Origin of the sequence: Burkholderia sp. LS-044, assembly GCF_004803625.1 — a bacterium.
GTDB lineage: Bacteria > Pseudomonadota > Gammaproteobacteria > Burkholderiales > Burkholderiaceae > Burkholderia > Burkholderia cepacia.
Genome location: NZ_SSWO01000029.1, coordinates 23,727 through 40,521 on the forward strand (window position 1 = coordinate 23,727; position 16,795 = coordinate 40,521).

Annotated in this window: 24 protein-coding genes and 2 pseudogenes; 20 read left to right on the forward strand and 6 right to left on the reverse strand. The window is 65.6% G+C overall.

Features of this window, described 5'->3' with window-relative positions; all coding sequences use genetic code 11:
* Nucleotides 1–67: 67 nt before the first annotated feature.
* Nucleotides 68–742 (reverse strand): YadA-like family protein, encoded by a 675-nt coding sequence (locus E9536_RS42345; RefSeq protein ID WP_247873582.1) that lies wholly within the window; start codon nt 740–742, stop codon nt 68–70.
* Between E9536_RS42345 and E9536_RS42350 the strand changes: the two genes are divergently transcribed.
* The 18 genes from E9536_RS42350 to E9536_RS42440 all read left to right on the forward strand — a co-directional run bounded on the left by E9536_RS42350 (nt 720) and on the right by E9536_RS42440 (nt 10,202).
* Entirely contained in the window at nt 720–1,409 is a 690-nt protein-coding gene (locus E9536_RS42350; protein WP_247873587.1) for a hypothetical protein, read from the forward strand. The genes E9536_RS42345 and E9536_RS42350 overlap by 23 nt on opposite strands.
* Nucleotides 1,410–1,472: 63 nt before the next feature.
* Nucleotides 1,473–1,703, forward strand: coding sequence for a hypothetical protein (locus E9536_RS42360; protein ID WP_247873568.1), 231 nt, complete (start codon nt 1,473–1,475; stop codon nt 1,701–1,703).
* Nucleotides 1,704–1,748: 45 nt separating this feature from the next.
* Nucleotides 1,749–2,441, forward strand: a complete 693-nt coding sequence (locus E9536_RS42365; protein WP_247873569.1) for a hypothetical protein — start codon at nt 1,749–1,751, stop codon at nt 2,439–2,441.
* A gap of 147 nt (nt 2,442–2,588) precedes the next feature.
* On the forward strand, nt 2,589–2,816 hold the full coding sequence (locus tag E9536_RS42370) for a hypothetical protein (protein ID WP_247873583.1): 228 nt from the start codon (nt 2,589–2,591) through the stop codon (nt 2,814–2,816).
* A 45-nt stretch (nt 2,817–2,861) separates the two neighbouring features.
* Entirely contained in the window at nt 2,862–3,629 is a 768-nt protein-coding gene (locus E9536_RS42375) for a hypothetical protein (protein ID WP_247873570.1), read from the forward strand.
* Between the two features lie 405 nt (nt 3,630–4,034).
* The gene (locus E9536_RS42380) at nt 4,035–4,370 is read left to right on the forward strand and encodes a hypothetical protein (protein ID WP_247873571.1); all 336 of its coding nucleotides are present in this window, start codon (nt 4,035–4,037) and stop codon (nt 4,368–4,370) included.
* A gap of 63 nt (nt 4,371–4,433) precedes the next feature.
* On the forward strand, nt 4,434–4,664 hold the full coding sequence (locus E9536_RS42385; protein WP_247873572.1) for a hypothetical protein: 231 nt from the start codon (nt 4,434–4,436) through the stop codon (nt 4,662–4,664).
* Between the two features lie 45 nt (nt 4,665–4,709).
* Nucleotides 4,710–5,210: a hypothetical protein gene (locus E9536_RS42390; protein WP_247873573.1), complete on the forward strand. Its 501-nt coding sequence runs from the start codon at nt 4,710–4,712 to the stop codon at nt 5,208–5,210.
* 147 nt (nt 5,211–5,357) lie between these two features.
* Nucleotides 5,358–5,585: a hypothetical protein gene (locus E9536_RS42395; RefSeq protein ID WP_247873583.1), complete on the forward strand. Its 228-nt coding sequence runs from the start codon at nt 5,358–5,360 to the stop codon at nt 5,583–5,585.
* Nucleotides 5,586–5,630: 45 nt separating this feature from the next.
* Complete coding sequence (locus E9536_RS42400) at nt 5,631–6,302, forward strand: hypothetical protein (RefSeq protein WP_247873574.1); 672 nt, start codon at nt 5,631–5,633, stop codon at nt 6,300–6,302.
* Between the two features lie 405 nt (nt 6,303–6,707).
* Nucleotides 6,708–7,109 carry a hypothetical protein gene (locus E9536_RS42405; RefSeq protein WP_247873575.1) on the forward strand — a complete coding sequence of 134 codons (402 nt, stop codon included), beginning with the start codon at nt 6,708–6,710 and terminating at the stop codon, nt 7,107–7,109.
* A gap of 66 nt (nt 7,110–7,175) precedes the next feature.
* Nucleotides 7,176–7,403 carry a hypothetical protein gene (locus E9536_RS42410; protein WP_247873584.1) on the forward strand — a complete coding sequence of 76 codons (228 nt, stop codon included), beginning with the start codon at nt 7,176–7,178 and terminating at the stop codon, nt 7,401–7,403.
* Nucleotides 7,404–7,448: 45 nt separating this feature from the next.
* On the forward strand, nt 7,449–7,907 hold the full coding sequence (locus E9536_RS42415) for a hypothetical protein (RefSeq protein ID WP_247873576.1): 459 nt from the start codon (nt 7,449–7,451) through the stop codon (nt 7,905–7,907).
* A gap of 6 nt (nt 7,908–7,913) precedes the next feature.
* The gene (locus tag E9536_RS42420) at nt 7,914–8,144 is read left to right on the forward strand and encodes a hypothetical protein (protein WP_247873572.1); all 231 of its coding nucleotides are present in this window, start codon (nt 7,914–7,916) and stop codon (nt 8,142–8,144) included.
* A 45-nt stretch (nt 8,145–8,189) separates the two neighbouring features.
* Nucleotides 8,190–8,408 carry a hypothetical protein gene (locus E9536_RS42425; protein ID WP_247873577.1) on the forward strand — a complete coding sequence of 73 codons (219 nt, stop codon included), beginning with the start codon at nt 8,190–8,192 and terminating at the stop codon, nt 8,406–8,408.
* A 63-nt stretch (nt 8,409–8,471) separates the two neighbouring features.
* A complete protein-coding gene (locus tag E9536_RS42430; RefSeq protein WP_247873578.1) occupies nt 8,472–8,738 on the forward strand; it encodes a hypothetical protein in 267 nt (88 codons plus the stop codon).
* Nucleotides 8,739–8,768: 30 nt separating this feature from the next.
* Entirely contained in the window at nt 8,769–9,023 is a 255-nt protein-coding gene (locus E9536_RS42435; protein WP_247873579.1) for a hypothetical protein, read from the forward strand.
* Between the two features lie 54 nt (nt 9,024–9,077).
* Nucleotides 9,078–10,202, forward strand: a complete 1,125-nt coding sequence (locus tag E9536_RS42440; RefSeq protein WP_247873580.1) for a hypothetical protein — start codon at nt 9,078–9,080, stop codon at nt 10,200–10,202.
* Between the two features lie 112 nt (nt 10,203–10,314).
* On the opposite strand, the gene E9536_RS39345 is transcribed toward E9536_RS42440, so the two are convergent.
* Nucleotides 10,315–10,764 (reverse strand): hypothetical protein, encoded by a 450-nt coding sequence (locus E9536_RS39345; protein WP_136472953.1) that lies wholly within the window; start codon nt 10,762–10,764, stop codon nt 10,315–10,317.
* Nucleotides 10,743–11,531: an EAL domain-containing protein gene (locus E9536_RS39350; RefSeq protein WP_136472955.1), complete on the reverse strand. Its 789-nt coding sequence runs from the start codon at nt 11,529–11,531 to the stop codon at nt 10,743–10,745. Before E9536_RS39350 ends, E9536_RS39345 begins: the two co-directional genes overlap by 22 nt.
* A 421-nt stretch (nt 11,532–11,952) precedes the next feature.
* On the opposite strand from E9536_RS39350, the gene E9536_RS39355 reads away from it, so the two are divergent.
* On the forward strand, nt 11,953–12,531 hold the full coding sequence (locus tag E9536_RS39355) for a recombinase family protein (protein WP_136472957.1): 579 nt from the start codon (nt 11,953–11,955) through the stop codon (nt 12,529–12,531).
* A 103-nt stretch (nt 12,532–12,634) separates the two neighbouring features.
* Nucleotides 12,635–13,999 carry a galactosyl transferase GMA12/MNN10 domain protein gene (locus tag E9536_RS39360; protein ID WP_136472959.1) on the forward strand — a complete coding sequence of 455 codons (1,365 nt, stop codon included), beginning with the start codon at nt 12,635–12,637 and terminating at the stop codon, nt 13,997–13,999.
* 302 nt (nt 14,000–14,301) lie between these two features.
* Here the strand turns inward: E9536_RS39360 and E9536_RS41960 are convergent.
* From E9536_RS41960 to E9536_RS39375, 3 genes and pseudogenes are all read right to left on the reverse strand, one after another.
* Nucleotides 14,302–14,517 (reverse strand): annotated as a pseudogene (locus tag E9536_RS41960) (sugar phosphate nucleotidyltransferase); the annotation flags it as partial.
* 38 nt (nt 14,518–14,555) lie between these two features.
* Nucleotides 14,556–14,972 (reverse strand): annotated as a pseudogene (locus E9536_RS41740) (capsular biosynthesis protein); the annotation flags it as partial.
* A 322-nt stretch (nt 14,973–15,294) separates the two neighbouring features.
* Nucleotides 15,295–16,512, reverse strand: coding sequence for an OmpA family protein (locus E9536_RS39375; RefSeq protein WP_168799631.1), 1,218 nt, complete (start codon nt 16,510–16,512; stop codon nt 15,295–15,297).
* Between the last annotated feature and the right edge of the window lie 283 nt (nt 16,513–16,795).

The window sequence follows — 16,795 nt, forward strand, 5'->3', positions numbered from 1 at the left end:
CTTGCTCCCGCTGTCATCGTTGTTTGCCGGCGGCGACACGTCAGCCGTGCCGCCGCCGGACCTCGGGTTACCACTGGTAGCTGATACCACCGCCGAACGAATACCCGGCACTGCTCGCCCCGACCCCGCCGCGCAGCTTCAGGTTGTTCGTGATGCGCGCGGTAAAGCCAATCGCCGTTGCCCCATAACCCTGGAAGCTCGCTCCGCCGATGCCCACCGCGAGCGACTTGCCGGCGTCGACATCCGGGATCATCGACAGCGCCGTGGCCGCCGCCACACCGCCATACGCCTTCCGAGCGATACTCGTGATGCTTTGCTGCACGCCCTGCAACTGCGACACGTTGACGGCGTCGGTCGGATTCACGCCAGGCGCGACGTTGGTGATGCGCCGTTCGCTACCCTGCGAGCCGACCGATACCGTGTTGGCCTCGTTCGCGATCGAACCCGCACCGAGCGCCACCGAGTTCGGCGCGCCTGCCGACGCGCCCAGACCCAGCGCCACCGCACCACTGCCGGACGCCACGGATTTCGCGCCGAGTGCCGTTGCGCCATTGCCCGCGGCCGCGGCCCCGTCGCCCAGTGCCGAGCTGCTCTTGCCGCTCGCCATCGCGCCGGTGCCGATGGCCACCGCGTTCACGCCGCTGGCGCCGTCGTTGTTGTAGTTGCCCTGCTGCGTGCCGTTGTCGTTGATGCTCACGTAGTGAGGCTTCGAGTTGGTGATGGCCGTGGACAGCGAAGTCACCGCGGTCGAAGTCGACGTGGACAGCGACGACACATTGCTGTTGGTGGTCGACAGCCCCGTCGAGAGCGAACTCGCGGTCGTGGAAGTCGAGGTCGACAGCGACGCAACCGTGCTGTTCGTGCTCGACAAGCCGGTCGACAACGAGCTGGCGGTGGTCGAGGTCGACGTGGACAGCGACGCGGTGCCGGTCCCGATGGTGCTGATCGACGTCGACAGCGACGTCAGCGAACTGTTCGTGCTCGACAGGCCGGTGGACAGCGAGCTGATGCTCGTTGAGCTGGACGTCGACAGCGACGTCACCGAACTGTTCGTGCTCGACAGGCCCGTGGACAGCGAGCTGATGCCCGTGGACAGGGAACTGATGCCCGTGGACGTGGACGTGGACAACGACGTCAGCGAACTGTTGGTGCTCGACAGCCCGGTGGACAGCGAGCTCACCGCGCTCGAGGTCGACGTCGACAGCGAGGTCACCGTGCTGTTGGTGCTCGACAGTCCGGTGGACAGCGAACTCACCGCCGTGGACGTCGAGGTGGACAGCGAACTGATGCCCGTCGAGGTCGATGTCGAGAGCGAGTTCACGGCCTGGTTGGTCGCGAAGAGTTGCGAGCCGTTGATCGCATCGGTGCTCGTCGCACTCACGCGGCCCGCTGCCACGTTCGTGATCTGACGCTCCGCGCCCGGCGCGCCCACGCTCACCACGCTCGTCGGCGTCGTGCCTGCGTAGCTGTAGGTGACGCCGCCGATCGTGCCGGTGGCCGTCGGATTGGCCGCGGCCGTCACCGAACCGCTGCCCAGCGCCACTGCGCCCGCGTTCGACGCCGTCGCGCCCGAGCCGATCGCCACCGTGTTGGGCCCCGCCGCGTTCGTGTTGTTGCCGACCGCCACGCCCGCCGCACCCGCCGCCGTCGCACCCGTGCCAGCGGCCAGCGCGTTCACGCCCGTCGCGCCGTCGTTGTTGTAGTTGGCCTGCTGTGTGCCGTTGTCGTTCACGCTGTAGTAGTGCGTCTTGCTCGCCGAGATCGCCGTCGACAACGAACTCGTTGCCGTCGAACTCGACGTCGACAGCGACGTCACCGAGCTATTCGTGCTCGACAGGCCCGTCGACAGCGAACTCGCCGTGGTCGACGTCGAAGTCGACAACGACGTGATGTTGCTGGTCACGCTCGACAGCCCCGTGGACAACGAACTCACCCCGGTCGACAGCGAACTTGCGGTGGTCGACGTGGATGTCGACAGCGAGGTCACGCTGCTGTTCGTGCTCGACAGGCCGGTAGACAGCGAGCTGGCCGTGGTCGAGGTCGAGGTCGACAGCGACGTCACGCTGCTGTTCGTGCTCGACAGCCCCGTCGACAACGAGCTGACACCCGTGGAGAGCGAGCTCACGCCCGTGGACAGCGAACTGGCCGTGGTCGACGTCGACGTCGACAGCGACGTCACACTGCTGTTCGTGCTGGACAACCCCGTCGACAGCGAGCTGACACCCGTGGAGAGCGAGCTCACGCCGGTCGACAGCGAACTCGCCGTGGTCGACGTCGACGTGGACAGCGAGGCGATGCTGCTCGTGACCGTCGACACCGAGCTGGATATCGACCCGATCCCCGTGGACAGCGACGTAACCGTGCTGTTGGTGCTCGACAGGCCGGTAGACAGCGAACTGATGCCGGTCGAAGTCGACGTCGACAGCGAGGTCACGGCCTGATTGGTCGCGAAGAGTTGCGAACCGTTGATCGCATCGGTGCTCGTCGCATCCACACGACCTGCCGCCACGTTCGTGATCTGACGCTCCGCGCCCGGCGCACCCACGCTCACCACGCTCGACGGCGTCGTGCCTGCGTAGCTGTAGGTGATGCCACCGATCGTGCCGGTGGCCGTCGGGTTAGCCGCAGCCGTCACCGAACCGCTGCCCAGTGCCACCGCACCCGCGTTCGACGCCGTCGCGCCCGAGCCGATCGCCACGGTGTTGGCCGCCGCCGCGTTCGTGTTGTTGCCGACCGCCACGCCCGCCGCACCCGCCGCCGTCGCACCCGTGCCTGCGGCCAGCGCGTTCACGCCGGTCGCACCGTCGTTGTTGTAGTTGGCCTGCTGCGTGCCGTTGTCGTTCACGCTGTAGTAGTGCGTCTTGCTCGCCGAGATCGCCGTCGACAGCGAACTCGTTGCCGTCGAACTCGACGTCGACAGCGACGTCACCGAACTGTTCGTGCTCGACAGGCCCGTCGACAGCGAACTCGCCGTGGTCGACGTCGAAGTCGACAACGACGTGATGTTGCTGGTCACGCTCGACAGCCCCGTGGACAACGAACTCACCCCGGTCGACAGCGAGCTTGCAGTGGTCGACGTGGACGTCGACAGCGAACTCACCCCGGTCGACAACGAGCTTGCGGTGGTCGACGTGGACGTCGACAACGAACTCACCCCGGTCGACAGCGAGCTTGCGATGGTCGACGTGGACGTCGACAACGAACTCACCCCGGTGGACAACGATGCGATGCTGCTCGTGACCGTCGAGACCGAGCTGGATATCGATCCGATCCCCGTGGACAGCGAAGTCACCGCCTGGTTCGTCGCGAAGAGCTGCGAACCGTTGACCGCATCGGTGCTCGACGCGCTCACGCGACCTCCGGCCACGTTCGTGATCTGCCGCTCCGCGCCCGGTGCGCCCACGCTCACCACGCTCGTCGGGCCCGTGCCAGCGAAGGTGTATGCCACCCCGCCTATCGTTGTACCGGAGGTCGGGTTCGCCGCTGCCGTCACGGAACCACTGCCGAGTGCGACATCACCCTTATTGGTGGCTGTCGCACCTGCGCCCAGCGCTGTCGTATTGGTACCTGAGGCGAGCGCGCCCGTACCGAACGCGGCGCTTGCCGATCCCGACCCCGTGGCGTTGTAGCCCATCGCCGTCGCGTCGACGCCCAGCGCGGAAGCGCCCGAACCCACTGCGGTTCCGGGGTCGCCGGCCATCGCACCCGCACCGATCGCGACGCCGCCCGCACCGCCGCTCGGCCCGTTCGCCACCACGGTGGCGTTGGTGCCGATCGCAATACTGTTGGTAGCGGTACCGGGCGTCGTGGCGCCAAAACCTTCCGCAATGCTGCCAGCCCCGGCCGCGGTCGAGCCCGAGCCCAGGGCAAGCGCGTTGGCCCCGGCGGCATTCGTGCTGTAACCGACCGCCGTGGCGTTCGTCCCCGCCGCCGTGGCGGCGATGCCAGCCGCCATCGCGTTGACGCCGGTTGCGCCGTCGTTGTTGTAGTTGGCCTGCTGCGTGCCGTTGTCGTTCACGCTGTAGTAGTGCGTCTTGCTGGCCGAGATTGCCGTCGACAACGAACTCGTCACCGTCGAACTCGACGTCGACAGCGACGTCACCGAACTGTTCGTGCTCGAGAGGCCCGTCGACAACGAGCTGACGCCGGTGGACAGCGAGCTCGCCGTGGTCGACGTCGAAGTTGACAGCGAACTCACGCCGGTGGACAACGATGCAATGCTGCTCGTGACCGTCGAGACCGAGCTGGATATCGACCCGATCCCCGTCGACAGCGAAGTCACGGCCTGGTTGGTCGCGAAAAGCTGCGAACCGTTGACCGCATCGGTGCTCGTCGCACTGACACGGCCCGCCGCCACGTTCGTGATCTGACGCTCCGCACCCGGCGCACCCACGCTCACCACGCTCGACGGCGTCGTGCCCGCGTAGCTGTAGGTGACGCCACCGATCGTGCCGGTGGCCGTCGGATTGGCCGCGGCCGTCACCGAACCGCTGCCCAGCGCCACTGCGCCCGCGTTCGACGCCGTCGCGCCCGAGCCGATCGCCACGGTGTTGGCCCCCGCCGCGTTCGTGTTGTTGCCGACCGCCACGCCCGCCGCACCCGCCGCCGTCGCACCCGTGCCAGCGGCCAGCGCGTTCACGCCCGTCGCGCCGTCGTTGTTGTAGTTGGCCTGCTGCGTGCCGTTGTCGTTCACGCTGTAGTAGTGCGTCTTGCTCGCCGAGATCGCCGTCGACAACGAACTCGTTGCCGTCGAACTCGACGTCGACAACGACGTCACCGAACTGTTCGTACTCGACAGCCCCGTCGACAGCGAGCTGGTCGCGGTCGACGTCGAAGTCGACAACGACGTGATGTTGCTGGTCACGCTCGACAGCCCCGTGGACAACGAACTCACCCCGGTCGACAACGAGCTTGCGGTGGTCGACGTGGACGTCGACAATGACGTCACGCTGCTGTTCGTGCTCGACAGCCCTGTCGACAGCGAGCTGACACCCGTCGAGAGCGAGCTCACGCCGGTGGACAGCGAACTGGCCGTCGTCGACGTCGACGTGGACAGCGAGGCGATGCTGCTCGTGACCGTCGACACCGAGCTGGATATCGACCCGATCCCCGTGGACAGCGACGTAACCGTGCTGTTGGTGCTCGACAGGCCGGTAGACAGCGAACTGATGCCGGTCGAAGTCGACGTCGACAGCGAGGTCACGGCCTGATTGGTCGCGAAGAGTTGCGAACCGTTGATCGCATCGGTGCTCGTCGCATCCACACGACCTGCCGCCACGTTCGTGATCTGACGCTCCGCGCCCGGCGCGCCCACGCTCACCACGCTCGACGGCGTCGTGCCTGCGTAGCTGTAGGTGATGCCACCGATCGTGCCGGTGGCCGTCGGGTTAGCCGCAGCCGTCACCGAACCGCTGCCCAGTGCCACCGCACCCGCGTTCGACGCCGTCGCGCCCGAGCCGATCGCCACGGTGTTGGCCGCCGCCGCGTTCGTGTTGTTGCCGACCGCCACGCCCGCCGCACCCGCCGCCGTCGCACCCGTGCCAGCGGCCAGCGCGTTCACGCCGGTCGCACCGTCGTTGTTGTAGTTGGCCTGCTGCGTGCCGTTGTCGTTCACGCTGTAGTAGTGCGTCTTGCTCGCCGAGATCGCCGTCGACAGCGAACTCGTTGCCGTCGAACTCGACGTCGACAGCGACGTCACCGAACTGTTCGTGCTCGACAGGCCCGTCGACAGCGAACTCGCCGTGGTCGACGTCGAAGTCGACAACGACGTGATGTTGCTGGTCACGCTCGACAGCCCCGTGGACAACGAACTCACCCCGGTCGACAGCGAACTTGCGGTGGTTGACGTGGACGTCGACAACGACGTCACGCTGCTGTTCGTGCTGGACAACCCCGTCGACAGCGAGCTGACACCCGTGGACAGCGAGCTGGCCGTCGTCGACGTGGACGTCGACAGCGAAGTCACCGCCTGGTTCGTCGCGAAGAGCTGCGAACCGTTGACCGCATCGGTGCTCGACGCGCTCACGCGACCTCCGGCCACGTTCGTGATCTGCCGCTCCGCGCCCGGTGCGCCCACGCTCACCACGCTCGTCGGGCCCGTGCCAGCGAAGGTGTATGCCACCCCGCCTATCGTTGTACCGGAGGTCGGGTTCGCCGCTGCCGTCACGGAACCACTGCCGAGTGCGACATCACCCTTATTGGTGGCTGTCGCACCTGCGCCCAGCGCTGTCGTATTGGTACCTGAGGCGAGCGCGCCCGTACCGAACGCGGCGCTTGCCGATCCCGACCCCGTGGCGTTGTAGCCCATCGCCGTCGCGTCGACACCCAGCGCGGAAGCGCCCGAACCCACTGCGGTTCCGGGGTCGCCGGCCATCGCACCCGCACCGATCGCGACGCCGCCCGCACCGCCGCTCGGCCCGTTCGCCACCACGGTGGCGTTGGTGCCGATCGCAATACTGTTGGTAGCGGTACCGGGCGTCGTGGCGCCAAAACCTTCCGCAATGCTGCCAGCCCCGGCCGCGGTCGAGCCCGAGCCCAGGGCAAGCGCGTTGGCCCCGGCGGCATTCGTGCTGTAACCGACCGCCGTGGCGTTCGTCCCCGCCGCCGTGGCGGCGATGCCAGCCGCCATCGCGTTGACGCCGGTTGCGCCATCGTTGTTGTAATTGGCCTGCTGCGTGCCATTGTCGTTCACGCTGTAGTAGTGCGTCTTGCTGGCCGAGATCGCCGTCGACAACGAACTCGTCGCCGTCGAACTCGACGTCGACAGCGACGTCACCGAACTGTTCGTGCTCGACAGGCCCGTCGACAGCGAACTCGCCGTGGTCGATGTCGAGGTCGACAACGACGTGATATTGCTGGTCACGCTCGACAGCCCCGTGGACAACGAACTCACCCCGGTGGACAGCGAACTCGCGGTGGTCGACGTGGACGTCGACAACGACGTCACGCTGCTGTTCGTGCTCGACAGCCCTGTCGACAGCGAAGTGATGCTCGTCGAGGTCGACGTCGAGAGCGAATTCACGGCCTGGTTGGTCGCGAAGAGTTGCGAGCCGTTGATCGCATCGGTGCTCGTCGCACTCACGCGGCCCGCTGCCACGTTCGTGATCTGACGCTCCGCGCCCGGCGCGCCCACGCTCACCACGCTCGTCGGCGTCGTGCCTGCGTAGCTGTAGGTGATGCCACCGATCGTGCCGGTGGCCGTCGGATTGGCCGCGGCCGTCACCGAACCGCTGCCCAGCGCCACTGCGCCCGCGTTCGACGCCGTCGCGCCCGAGCCGATCGCCACGGTGTTGGCCCCCGCCGCGTTCGTGTTGTTGCCGACCGCCACGCCCGCCGCACCCGCCGCCGTCGCACCCGTGCCAGCGGCCAGCGCGTTCACGCCCGTCGCGCCGTCGTTGTTGTAGTTGGCCTGCTGTGTGCCGTTGTCGTTCACGCTGTAGTAGTGCGTCTTGCTCGCCGAGATCGCCGTCGACAGCGAACTCGTTGCCGTCGAACTCGACGTCGACAGCGACGTCACCGAGCTATTCGTGCTCGACAGGCCCGTCGACAGCGAACTCGCCGTGGTCGACGTCGAAGTCGACAACGACGTGATGTTGCTGGTCACGCTCGACAGCCCCGTGGACAACGAACTCACCCCGGTCGACAGCGAACTTGCGGTGGTCGACGTGGACGTGGACAACGACGTCACGCTGCTGTTCGTGCTCGACAGCCCTGTCGACAGCGAAGTGATGCTCGTCGAGGTCGACGTCGAGAGCGAATTCACGGCCTGGTTGGTCGCATTGAGCTGCGAACCGTTGATCGCATCGGTGCTCGTCGCATCCACACGACCTGCCGCCACGTTCGTGATCTGCCGCTCCGCGCCCGGCGCACCCACGCTCACCACGCTCGACGGCGTCGTGCCCGCATAGCTGTAGGTGACGCCACCGATCGTGCCGGTGGCCGTCGGGTTGGCCGCAGCCGTCACCGAACCGCTACCCAGCGCCACTGCGCCCGCGTTCGACGCCGTCGCGCCCGAGCCGATCGCCACCGTGTTGGCCCCCGCCGCGTTCGTGTTGTTGCCGACCGCCACGCCCGCCGCACCCGCCGCCGTCGCACCCGTGCCCGCTGCCAGCGCGTTCACGCCCGTCGCGCCGTCATTGTTGTAGTTGCCCTGCTGCGTGCCGTTGTCGTTCACGCTGTAGTAGTGCGTCTTGCCGGCCGAGATCGTCGTGCTCAGCGAGGTGACCGTGCTGTTCGTGGTCGACAGCCCCGTGGATAGTGAGCTCACGCCGGTCGACAGCGAGCTGGCCGTGGTCGAAGTCGACGTCGACAGAGACGTCACCGCCTGGTTGGTCGCGAAGAGCTGCGAACCGTTGATCGCGTCGGTGCTCGTTCCGCTCACGCGACCTGCTGCCACGTTCGTTATCTGACGCTCCGCGCTCGGCGCGCCCACGCTCACCACGCTCGACGGCGTCGTGCCCGCGTAGCTGTAGGTGACGCCGCCGATCGTGCCGGTTGCCGTTGGGTTGGCCGCAGCCGTCACCGAGCCGCTGCCCAGCGCAACGTCACCCGCATTCGTCGCCGCCGCGCCGGAACCCAGTGCCACGGTGTTCGCGGCGGATGCCGTGGCGCTGTTACCAATCGCGGCGCTGGCGGAGCCCGCCGCCGTCGCACCCGTCCCGGCTGCCAACGCGTTGACGCCAGTGGCGCCGTCGTTGTTGAAGTTCGACGCCTGCGTGCCGTTGTCGTTCACGCTGTAGTAGTGTGTCGCGCCCGTCGAGAGCGAGGCGATGGCCTGGTTCGCAGCAAAGAGTTGCGAACCGTTGATCGCGTCGGTGCTTGTAGCGGTAACACGGCCGGCCGCGACGTTCGTGATCTGGCGTTCAGCGCCGGCTTTACCCACGCTGACAACGCTTGTCGGTGCGCCCCCGGCAAACGTGTACGTCTTGCCGCCGATGGTGCCGGTTGCCGTGGGATTGGCTGCAGCCGTCACCGAGCCAGTTCCCAGCGCGGTGCTGTTTGCATTCGCGGCCGTGGCCCCTTGACCGAGTGCCATGGCGCCGGCGATTGAGGCGGTCGCACCCTGACCGATTGCCGTCGTGCCGGCGGCCGAAGCGACTGACTTGCCGCCGAGCGCAAGCGAACTGCCGCCGACAGCGGAAGCGTTGACGCCAAGCGCAATATCGTTGATGACGGTGGTGCTGCCGCTTACGCCCGCGACCGCATTCGTACCGGCTGCGAAGGAGTCCGTGCCGTTCGCTTGCGCCCCCGAGCCAATGCTGACGGACCGCAGGCCCGATGCAACCCCGGCCGGACCGATTGCAGTTGCGGATGTTCCAGAGGATGTGGCGTTTGTGCCCACGACGACCGCATTCGCGCCGGATGCTAGTGCGCCGTTACCCACCACGAGCGAGTTCGTGTTGCTGCTGACAGCGGTACTGCCAATCGCCATTGAACCGGCGCCGCTTGCCGTCGACGACGGGCCGATGGCTGTGTTGTTTGCGCCGCTCGCAATCGCGCCCACGCCGATAGCGTTCGAGTTTATCCCGCTGGCGGTCGCTGTTGCACCGAGCGCCATACTTGACGTTGCCGATGCCGTCGCCTGTGCGCCAAATGCAGCTGTGCTCTCTGCCGTGGCGTTCGAATCGCGGCCGAAGGACAGCGAGTTATCACCCGCAGCACTGGCGTTGGCGCCGATAGCCGCGCTGAAATCCCCCGTGGCGAACGACGAAATCCCGATCGCCGAGCTTCCGTTTCCGCTCGACCGCGCGCCGGACCCGAACGCAACGGCATTCAGGCCGGTTGCTCGCGCCGATGTGCCGAAAGCCGCCGTACCTTGCATCGACGCCGTCGCGAAGATGCCGACCGCCGTGGCATTCGCGCCCGATGCGGTGCTGTCGGCACCCAATGCGGTGGCGCCTGAGGCGGATGCAGTCACGCCGCAGCCGACCCCAACAGTCTTGAACGATGCCGTTGTCGTTGTGTCCGTACATCCGGTACCGGGAATATTGACGGTTTGCGCTTCGGCGTCATCGGGCGCCAGCAAAGTGCCGCCAAACAATATGGTCGTCGCAACCGCCATGACCGTAAGCGGCACATGGTTCACCCGATATCCGGAAACCCCCGATTTGGTTACGACACTGCTGGTACCTTTACCGCGCGCCGAGTCCAGTTCGGACACCGCGACATATGCGCCCAGCGACTCGTTCCACACCGTCCGATAGATTGTGTTCATCTAGATCACCTGGTTAAAGTGCTTTTTGTTTTTCCATCCGCACTGATCAGGAATGCATAATTATTAAGACGCTTTCTGATAGCGGAGGCGACTCCCTTCTGCTAGTTCTCTACCATCCATGCACGAATGCCGCGCCCGTGCATGCAGCCCGCCTCGACGAGATGGTCGGTCAAGAACGCGGCGTTCATCGCGCCCTGCGGATCGGTGGCGGCGTGCGTGTCATAGCACCGCCGATACACCTGCGTCGCCGCTGCTTCCCGCCCATGCAGTCCGGACGAAAGACCGACGTCATATGCGCTGACGGCCAGTTCGTAATGCCGAGATACGTATTGGGCGATAAGCGTATGTACCGATCGGCGGAACCATTCGATACGCGAGCGCGCCGCTTCGGGATCGATATCCCGGTTGCATGCCGCGTCATGCGTGAGAGCGACGAGGCCGGCCAGAATCGCGCCCAACGTACCGCCCACGGCATCGGCCTGGCACCCGTGCTCGGCAAGCGAGCCCGCCCGCCTCCCGTGCAAAGCGGTCATCCGTGCCGATGCGCCCATGCCGGCTCCCCATTCCCGTGTTCCTGGCAGCCTTCCGCGCCCGCACCGGCGAACGCATCCGCAACGAACCACCCCTGCACCCATTTCGCTCCGCATTGCTGCGCATGCGTCATGTCCTCCGGTTGCTCCACGCCTTCCACGACGACTTCCTCAGCCAGTTCCGATGCGAGCCGCACGAGTTGTGCGAGACGCGCCACATGGGCTTCGCCGTACCGCGCGGCGACGACGAACGATGCATCGATCTTGATGATGTCGGGCGTCCGGATCCCGATGGCGGTCTCGACGCCATAGCCCACGCCGAAATCGTCTATCGCCACCCGGCAACCGGCTTGCCGGAGCCGTTGTGCAAACCGTCGGCCTTGCTCCGGGTCCAGTCGCGCCGTTTCCGTGATTTCCACCACGAGCCGCCTGGCAACCTCCGGCGTGCGCTCGATCAGCTGAAGCACGGCCTCCCACGCGATGTCGACCACCGCACTTTGGCCGGAGAGGTTGATCCCCAGCCGGACATCGGGCGACGCGCGCAGCAGCGTCACGGCCTGCCTGAGCACATGCCGGTCGAAGGCGCGGATGAGTTGAAGCCGCTCGAGCGGCCGAATGAACTGGGCCGGCTGCAACAGACTCCCGCGGGAATCGACCACCGTTGCAAGACATTCGCAATACAGCACGTCGCCCCTCCCCGAAACGTGGCGAATCGGCTCGCGACGCAGCAACACGCGCGCCTCGCGCATCGCGCTGAATACCTCCCCGACCAAATCCATGTCACTCATCCTTTTTCTCCGAACTAGTTACGACTTGGTAATCCGTTGTATTCGAAGCAGTAACGCGGCGTTCCGGAAGGGTGGCAAAAGGGTTCCCTTGTGCCAAATTGCTAAAAAAATCCCGATGCGCCGGGAAAGCCCCGTGGAATAAAGGGGGTGTTGAGCACAGAAAGGGGTGGACAAAAGGGAACCTTTTTGTCCAGTAGAATGCGATCAACCTTGCAATTCATGACAATTGTCCGAAGCCGGGCAACGGCATACCCGAAGGAGACCCGATGAAGTTCCTGTCGCGGGGTTGCGGCAAATACCTGCGCCCTCCCGCCGTTTCTTTAACACCCTTGCAATATGCCTATGCGAAGCCGATGGGCCGTCCGCACCGGCTATTTCCATGCCGCTCCGCCGCCGCAATATCACGTGCCGGAGGTATGTCATGAAAATGGGCTATGCACGGGTATCCACCGAGGAGCAGAATCTCGCCCTCCAGCAGGACGCGTTGCGTCGCGCGGGTTGCACCAAACTCTTCACCGACCGCGGGGTGTCGGGAACCGGATTCAGCCGTCCGGGGCTCGACCGCGCCCTCGCAAGGCTTTCCGCGGGCGATACGCTCGTCGTCTGGAGACTCGACCGGCTTGGCCGCTCGCTCAGCAAGCTCATCGACCTGATTGCGTGGCTCGGGCGCCACGGGATCGGATTTGTTTCGTTATCGGAGTCGATCGATACGACATCGGCCGGCGGCCTGTTGATGTTCCATATGATGGCTGCCCTGTCGGAGTTCGAGCACCACCTGATCAGCGAACGCACACGGGCTGGCATCCTTGCCGCGCGCGCACGCGGCCGCACGATCGGCCGCAAGCCGTCGCTGACCGATGCCCAACGCAACCAGGTCATCGCGCTGCTTGAAACGACGCCGATTAGCGAAGTGGCACGACGTTTCAACGTTCATCCACGCACCGTCCGGCGGGTGGTGCATCCACAGCGCAGCACAACGCGGCCCGCCAGAAGCGACTGACCGGCCGCCTACGAGCTGCCATCCCAACAAGGAGATCGACGTGCAACTATTCCGGCGCCCCGCAACCGGCCGGTTCGGCACCTTCCGGGGTATCGCCTGACCGATGCCGGCACCCACACCACACCGGCCATCGCTATCGGCCATCGACGCCGGCACCGGCGACGTCACCGTCATCTCGTGCTTCTCGGAGCCGGCGCCGGCAAGTCTCGCCAATCATCGGCACTACGCGGCCGCCCTCGGCTATCGTCACGCGTGTGTCGACATGAGCGACGGCCCGCGCGGGCCTCAACTGCAAGCCCTGCACCGCTATGAGTACCTGCTTGCCACGCTCGAGTCCGTCGCCGAAAACCATCTCGTCCTGCTGCTCGCCGAGAACGCTGCGATCGTCCAGCCCGTTGCGCTGCCCCGCCTGATGACCGGACGCGATCATTTGATCGTCGCGACCTCCGATTCCTGCGTGGCGCACAACGTGCAGGTATGGCGCAATACGCCCGCGATACGGGCCCGCGTACGAGCGGTTGCCGCATGCTGCCGGCTGGGCGGCGAGCCATTCGTCGACGAAACCCGGCTGCTTGCCGCGGTTACCGCCTTGCCGTGGCATGAAACCATCGACGGCGTATGTGCGGTCATGCCTGCCGGGCCGAACGTCGACCCGCACTGGAGCCGGATACCGACGTTCGCGATCAGCCTCGACACGGCGATGCACTCGCCGCCCGAGCTCGGCATCGTACCGAGGTTCCGGGAGACCCTGTTCGGCCACATCCACCGGTGCCAACTGCATGGCGGATCGTTGTTCGATTCCGCTCTTCCGCGCGACACCGAACCTTTGCCCGAACGCAGCACGTTCCAGCCCGGCCATCCGATTGCGCTCGTGACGCTGTACACGCCTGATATCGCGTGCTATGGAAGCATTGCCGAACGCAACTTCAAGCGTTACTGCGAACGCCACGGTTACACGCTGCACGTGCACCGCGACAGTCCCGGCGAAGTGGGGTTGGCGGGCACCGGCAACTGGCTCAAGCCCTGGTTGCTGCACGCCTATCTGGCACATCACGAGTGGGTGATCTGGGTCGATGCGGACGTCCTCATTGCCGATCACAATCGCGCGCTGGAGCCGTTGCTCGCGCAACGCACGCAGTTGCTCGCGAAAGACATCGGCCAGTGGCCGTTCAATGCCGGGGTGATGGGGTTCCGGCGCACCGACGCCAATCTCGCCATGCTGGCTGAACTGATGCAGCGTATTGCCGCGCTGCCCGATCGCTCGGGTGTTTACGCGGGAAACGGCGATCAGTTCCACTTCATCGAAGCCATGCGTGAGCACAACCTGCTGCACGAAGCGCTGATCGACAACCCGCTTCTGTTCAACACGCCCTGGTTCATGCGCGGCCCCGGCAGTTTCATCGTTCACTACTTCGGCATGTGGACGCAAATGCGCGCGCTGATGATGGCGTGCGACGATCGCTGCTGAGCGAAAACGGCGGCGATTCTCGCCGCCGTCCTGGTCTCCCGCTGCACTTAGAACTTGTGCCGTATACCGACACGCCCGGCGACCTGATGGTTCCCCGACGAGGCCCCCGTGGTGCCGACAATCCATGCCGGGCCCGCCGCGCCGGTCGCCCGCTGATAGAAAGCCTCGGCATATACGTCGGTACATTTCGACAGCGCGTAGTCCGCCATCACGCCGCCCTCGTGCCAGTGTCCCTTTGCGACATCTCCTGTGGGCAAGCCTTCTGTCACATGCGTGTAGTCATACAGCGGTGCAATGCCGGCCTGTCGCAACTGCTCGGTCACGAGAAAGCGTTGCTCGTTGTTCGCAATCACGATGGGCGAGACCGCGTCGGGAAGCTGTGCCGCGCGCATCGCCGTCTGTTGCAGAAGGCTGTGCTCTCCGGTGGGCGACAGATACTGCTTCGGATAGTTGCCGCGCGACAGCGGCCACAGGCGCGTTCCGTTTCCGCCCGCGAGGATGACTGGATAGATCGACATTTACCCCTCCTTCGTTGTGGCCAAGAGCCGTCGTGAGTTCAATGAACCCGCGCGTTCAAGCCGCGCAAACCCGTGATTCCGTCTTGCGCCAGATGAATGGCGACGTTGCGCAACCAGCGCCACGCCTTGCGTACAGCACGCAGCGCCGGCGGTTGCATCGCGGAGCGGGACGGCGGTGCCTGCGCAGTGAGTCGGGAGACGACCGCTTCTGCCGTGGTGAAACGACCGAGCTCCCGGTCCCATTAGAGGGGATAACGCAACAGCACGCCGGCGGTCAGCATGTCGAGGATAAGCGGCCTGTCCCGCGCGGGAATGCCGCTGATTGCATCGTGCGTCAGTCCCCAGCCCGCGTAGAACGGCATGCCGTACGTAAAGATTTTCTTGCCGCGCAGGAGCGCGTCGAAGCCTGCAAGCGACGTCAACGTGTGGGCCTCGTCGGCCGCGTCGATCAGCGACTCGATACCCCGATGCGTCGCAAGAGCGCGTATTCCTCGACGCAACGAGCGAACGCAATCTGCCGCGCGCAACCCTGATCGACGGCCCGCTTCTGCTCGGCACGCCATGGTTCGTGCGCGCCCCGACATTTTCATCATTCATTACTTCGGCATGTTGACTAAATTCGCGCGCTGATGATGGCGCGACGAGTGCGCCGACAGACGAGGAGCGGGCCTTGCGTCGTCCGGTCGGTCGGCGTTTTCCGCCCGAGCGCGCGGGCGCCGCGGGCAAGCAAGCGACCACGAGACCGGGCCGGCACGAAGCACAAGGCCGGCATGCACGTCACGGCTTCGGTCGGACTTCGGCGTGCCGCGCCGCCGCGGCATCCGTCGCCTGGCTCACGATCCGGGGCGCAGCTTTCGAGAACCGCGGCGTGTCGACCCCGGCCGCCACCAACGCCGCCATGACCGCTTCTGCGCGACGGTCCGCGAGGTGCTCGTTCAGGGCTTGCTCGCCCGTGTCATCGGCGAACCCCGTCACCTCGAACATGGCATCCGCGTGCTCCTTCGCGTAAGCCACCCATTCCGAAGCGGTCTGCTTGAAATCGTCGGGCAGCGCTGCACTGGCATAACTGAAGCGAACGTCGAGCAAAGGCGGCGTCGTGCCGACCTGTGGCTTCACGCTTTCAACCGAACTTGCCGCGGATTCGGAGGCCTTGTCGACTGCGGGAGCCGCCGATGCCGCGGTTGCGGACGATGCCGGTTGCGACGACGATGCGGGAACGGCCGATGCCGCGGAAGCCGTTTCCGCCGCCTTCTCGGTCGTGCCAGGCGTGCGATGCGAGCAATAGGCAAGCAGGAGCAGTACAGCGAGCAAGAGCAGCAGGATCACCCATAACGCACGACGCCGTCGCTTGCCTTCGTCATGCCGCGTCTGTACGGCCGCACTGACCGGTCGTGCCAGAGCTGCGTCCGGGTCGGCGGTCGATTCGAGCCAGGTCGCCGCAGACGGCATGCCGAGCGCCGACAGAAACCGCTCCTGCAGGGCCGGATGAACGGCGTGCCGCTGAGCGTGCAGAAGGCGGACGAGAGACACGCGGTCGGTTCCCTCTTCGCTAGTCATCCAAGCATGTCGGAGAACGGCGAAAGCGAACGGTGCGACCATCGCGAGCAGTGCCCTGCCGCTTCCCAGCCTGAGGTTCGCCAGGCTTGCCGTGGCACGCTCCATGTCGTGAACGCGATCCCCGAAAAGTTCGGCGAGTAGCGCGGTTCCTGCCGTGATGTGCGATTCGGTTACTGCACCGCCGGAAAAGAAATTGTCCAGATTCCCTTGCGGCAGTGCCGGATCGAGACGAGGCGAGTCGAGCACGGCCATCAATGCAGTGGCTTCCGAAGGGCTCGACAGCCCCCGGTGGACGATTGCCGCGAGCAGGTTCGGCAGCAGCGCGTTGACGGCCTCTCTCACGTCGCTTCTGGCTTCGTCGAGAAAGGACGGCGTCTGTTCGATGAGCGGCGCTGCGATCAGGTTGTGCAACGTACGAAGAATGTCGGGATACGTCATACACGGATTCTCCTTGCGGTTTAAAAGCTTTCCCTCTTTGATTCCCTTTTTTCTCTTCGATATCGCCATTTATCATGGAATGCGAAATAAATGCGCGACTTCGGGAGGCACCACGTTTCCGAATCGATGAACAGGCGACAGACGGCAGCCACACGCACGAACAGAGCGCATGGCGAACGAAAACCGCGACCGGCGAAGCCGGTCGCAATTATTGCTTCAAATGGAAGGAGCGCCGATTCGTGCCGCGGGACGGCACACGACGATTTCGAAGTGGATTCCCTGC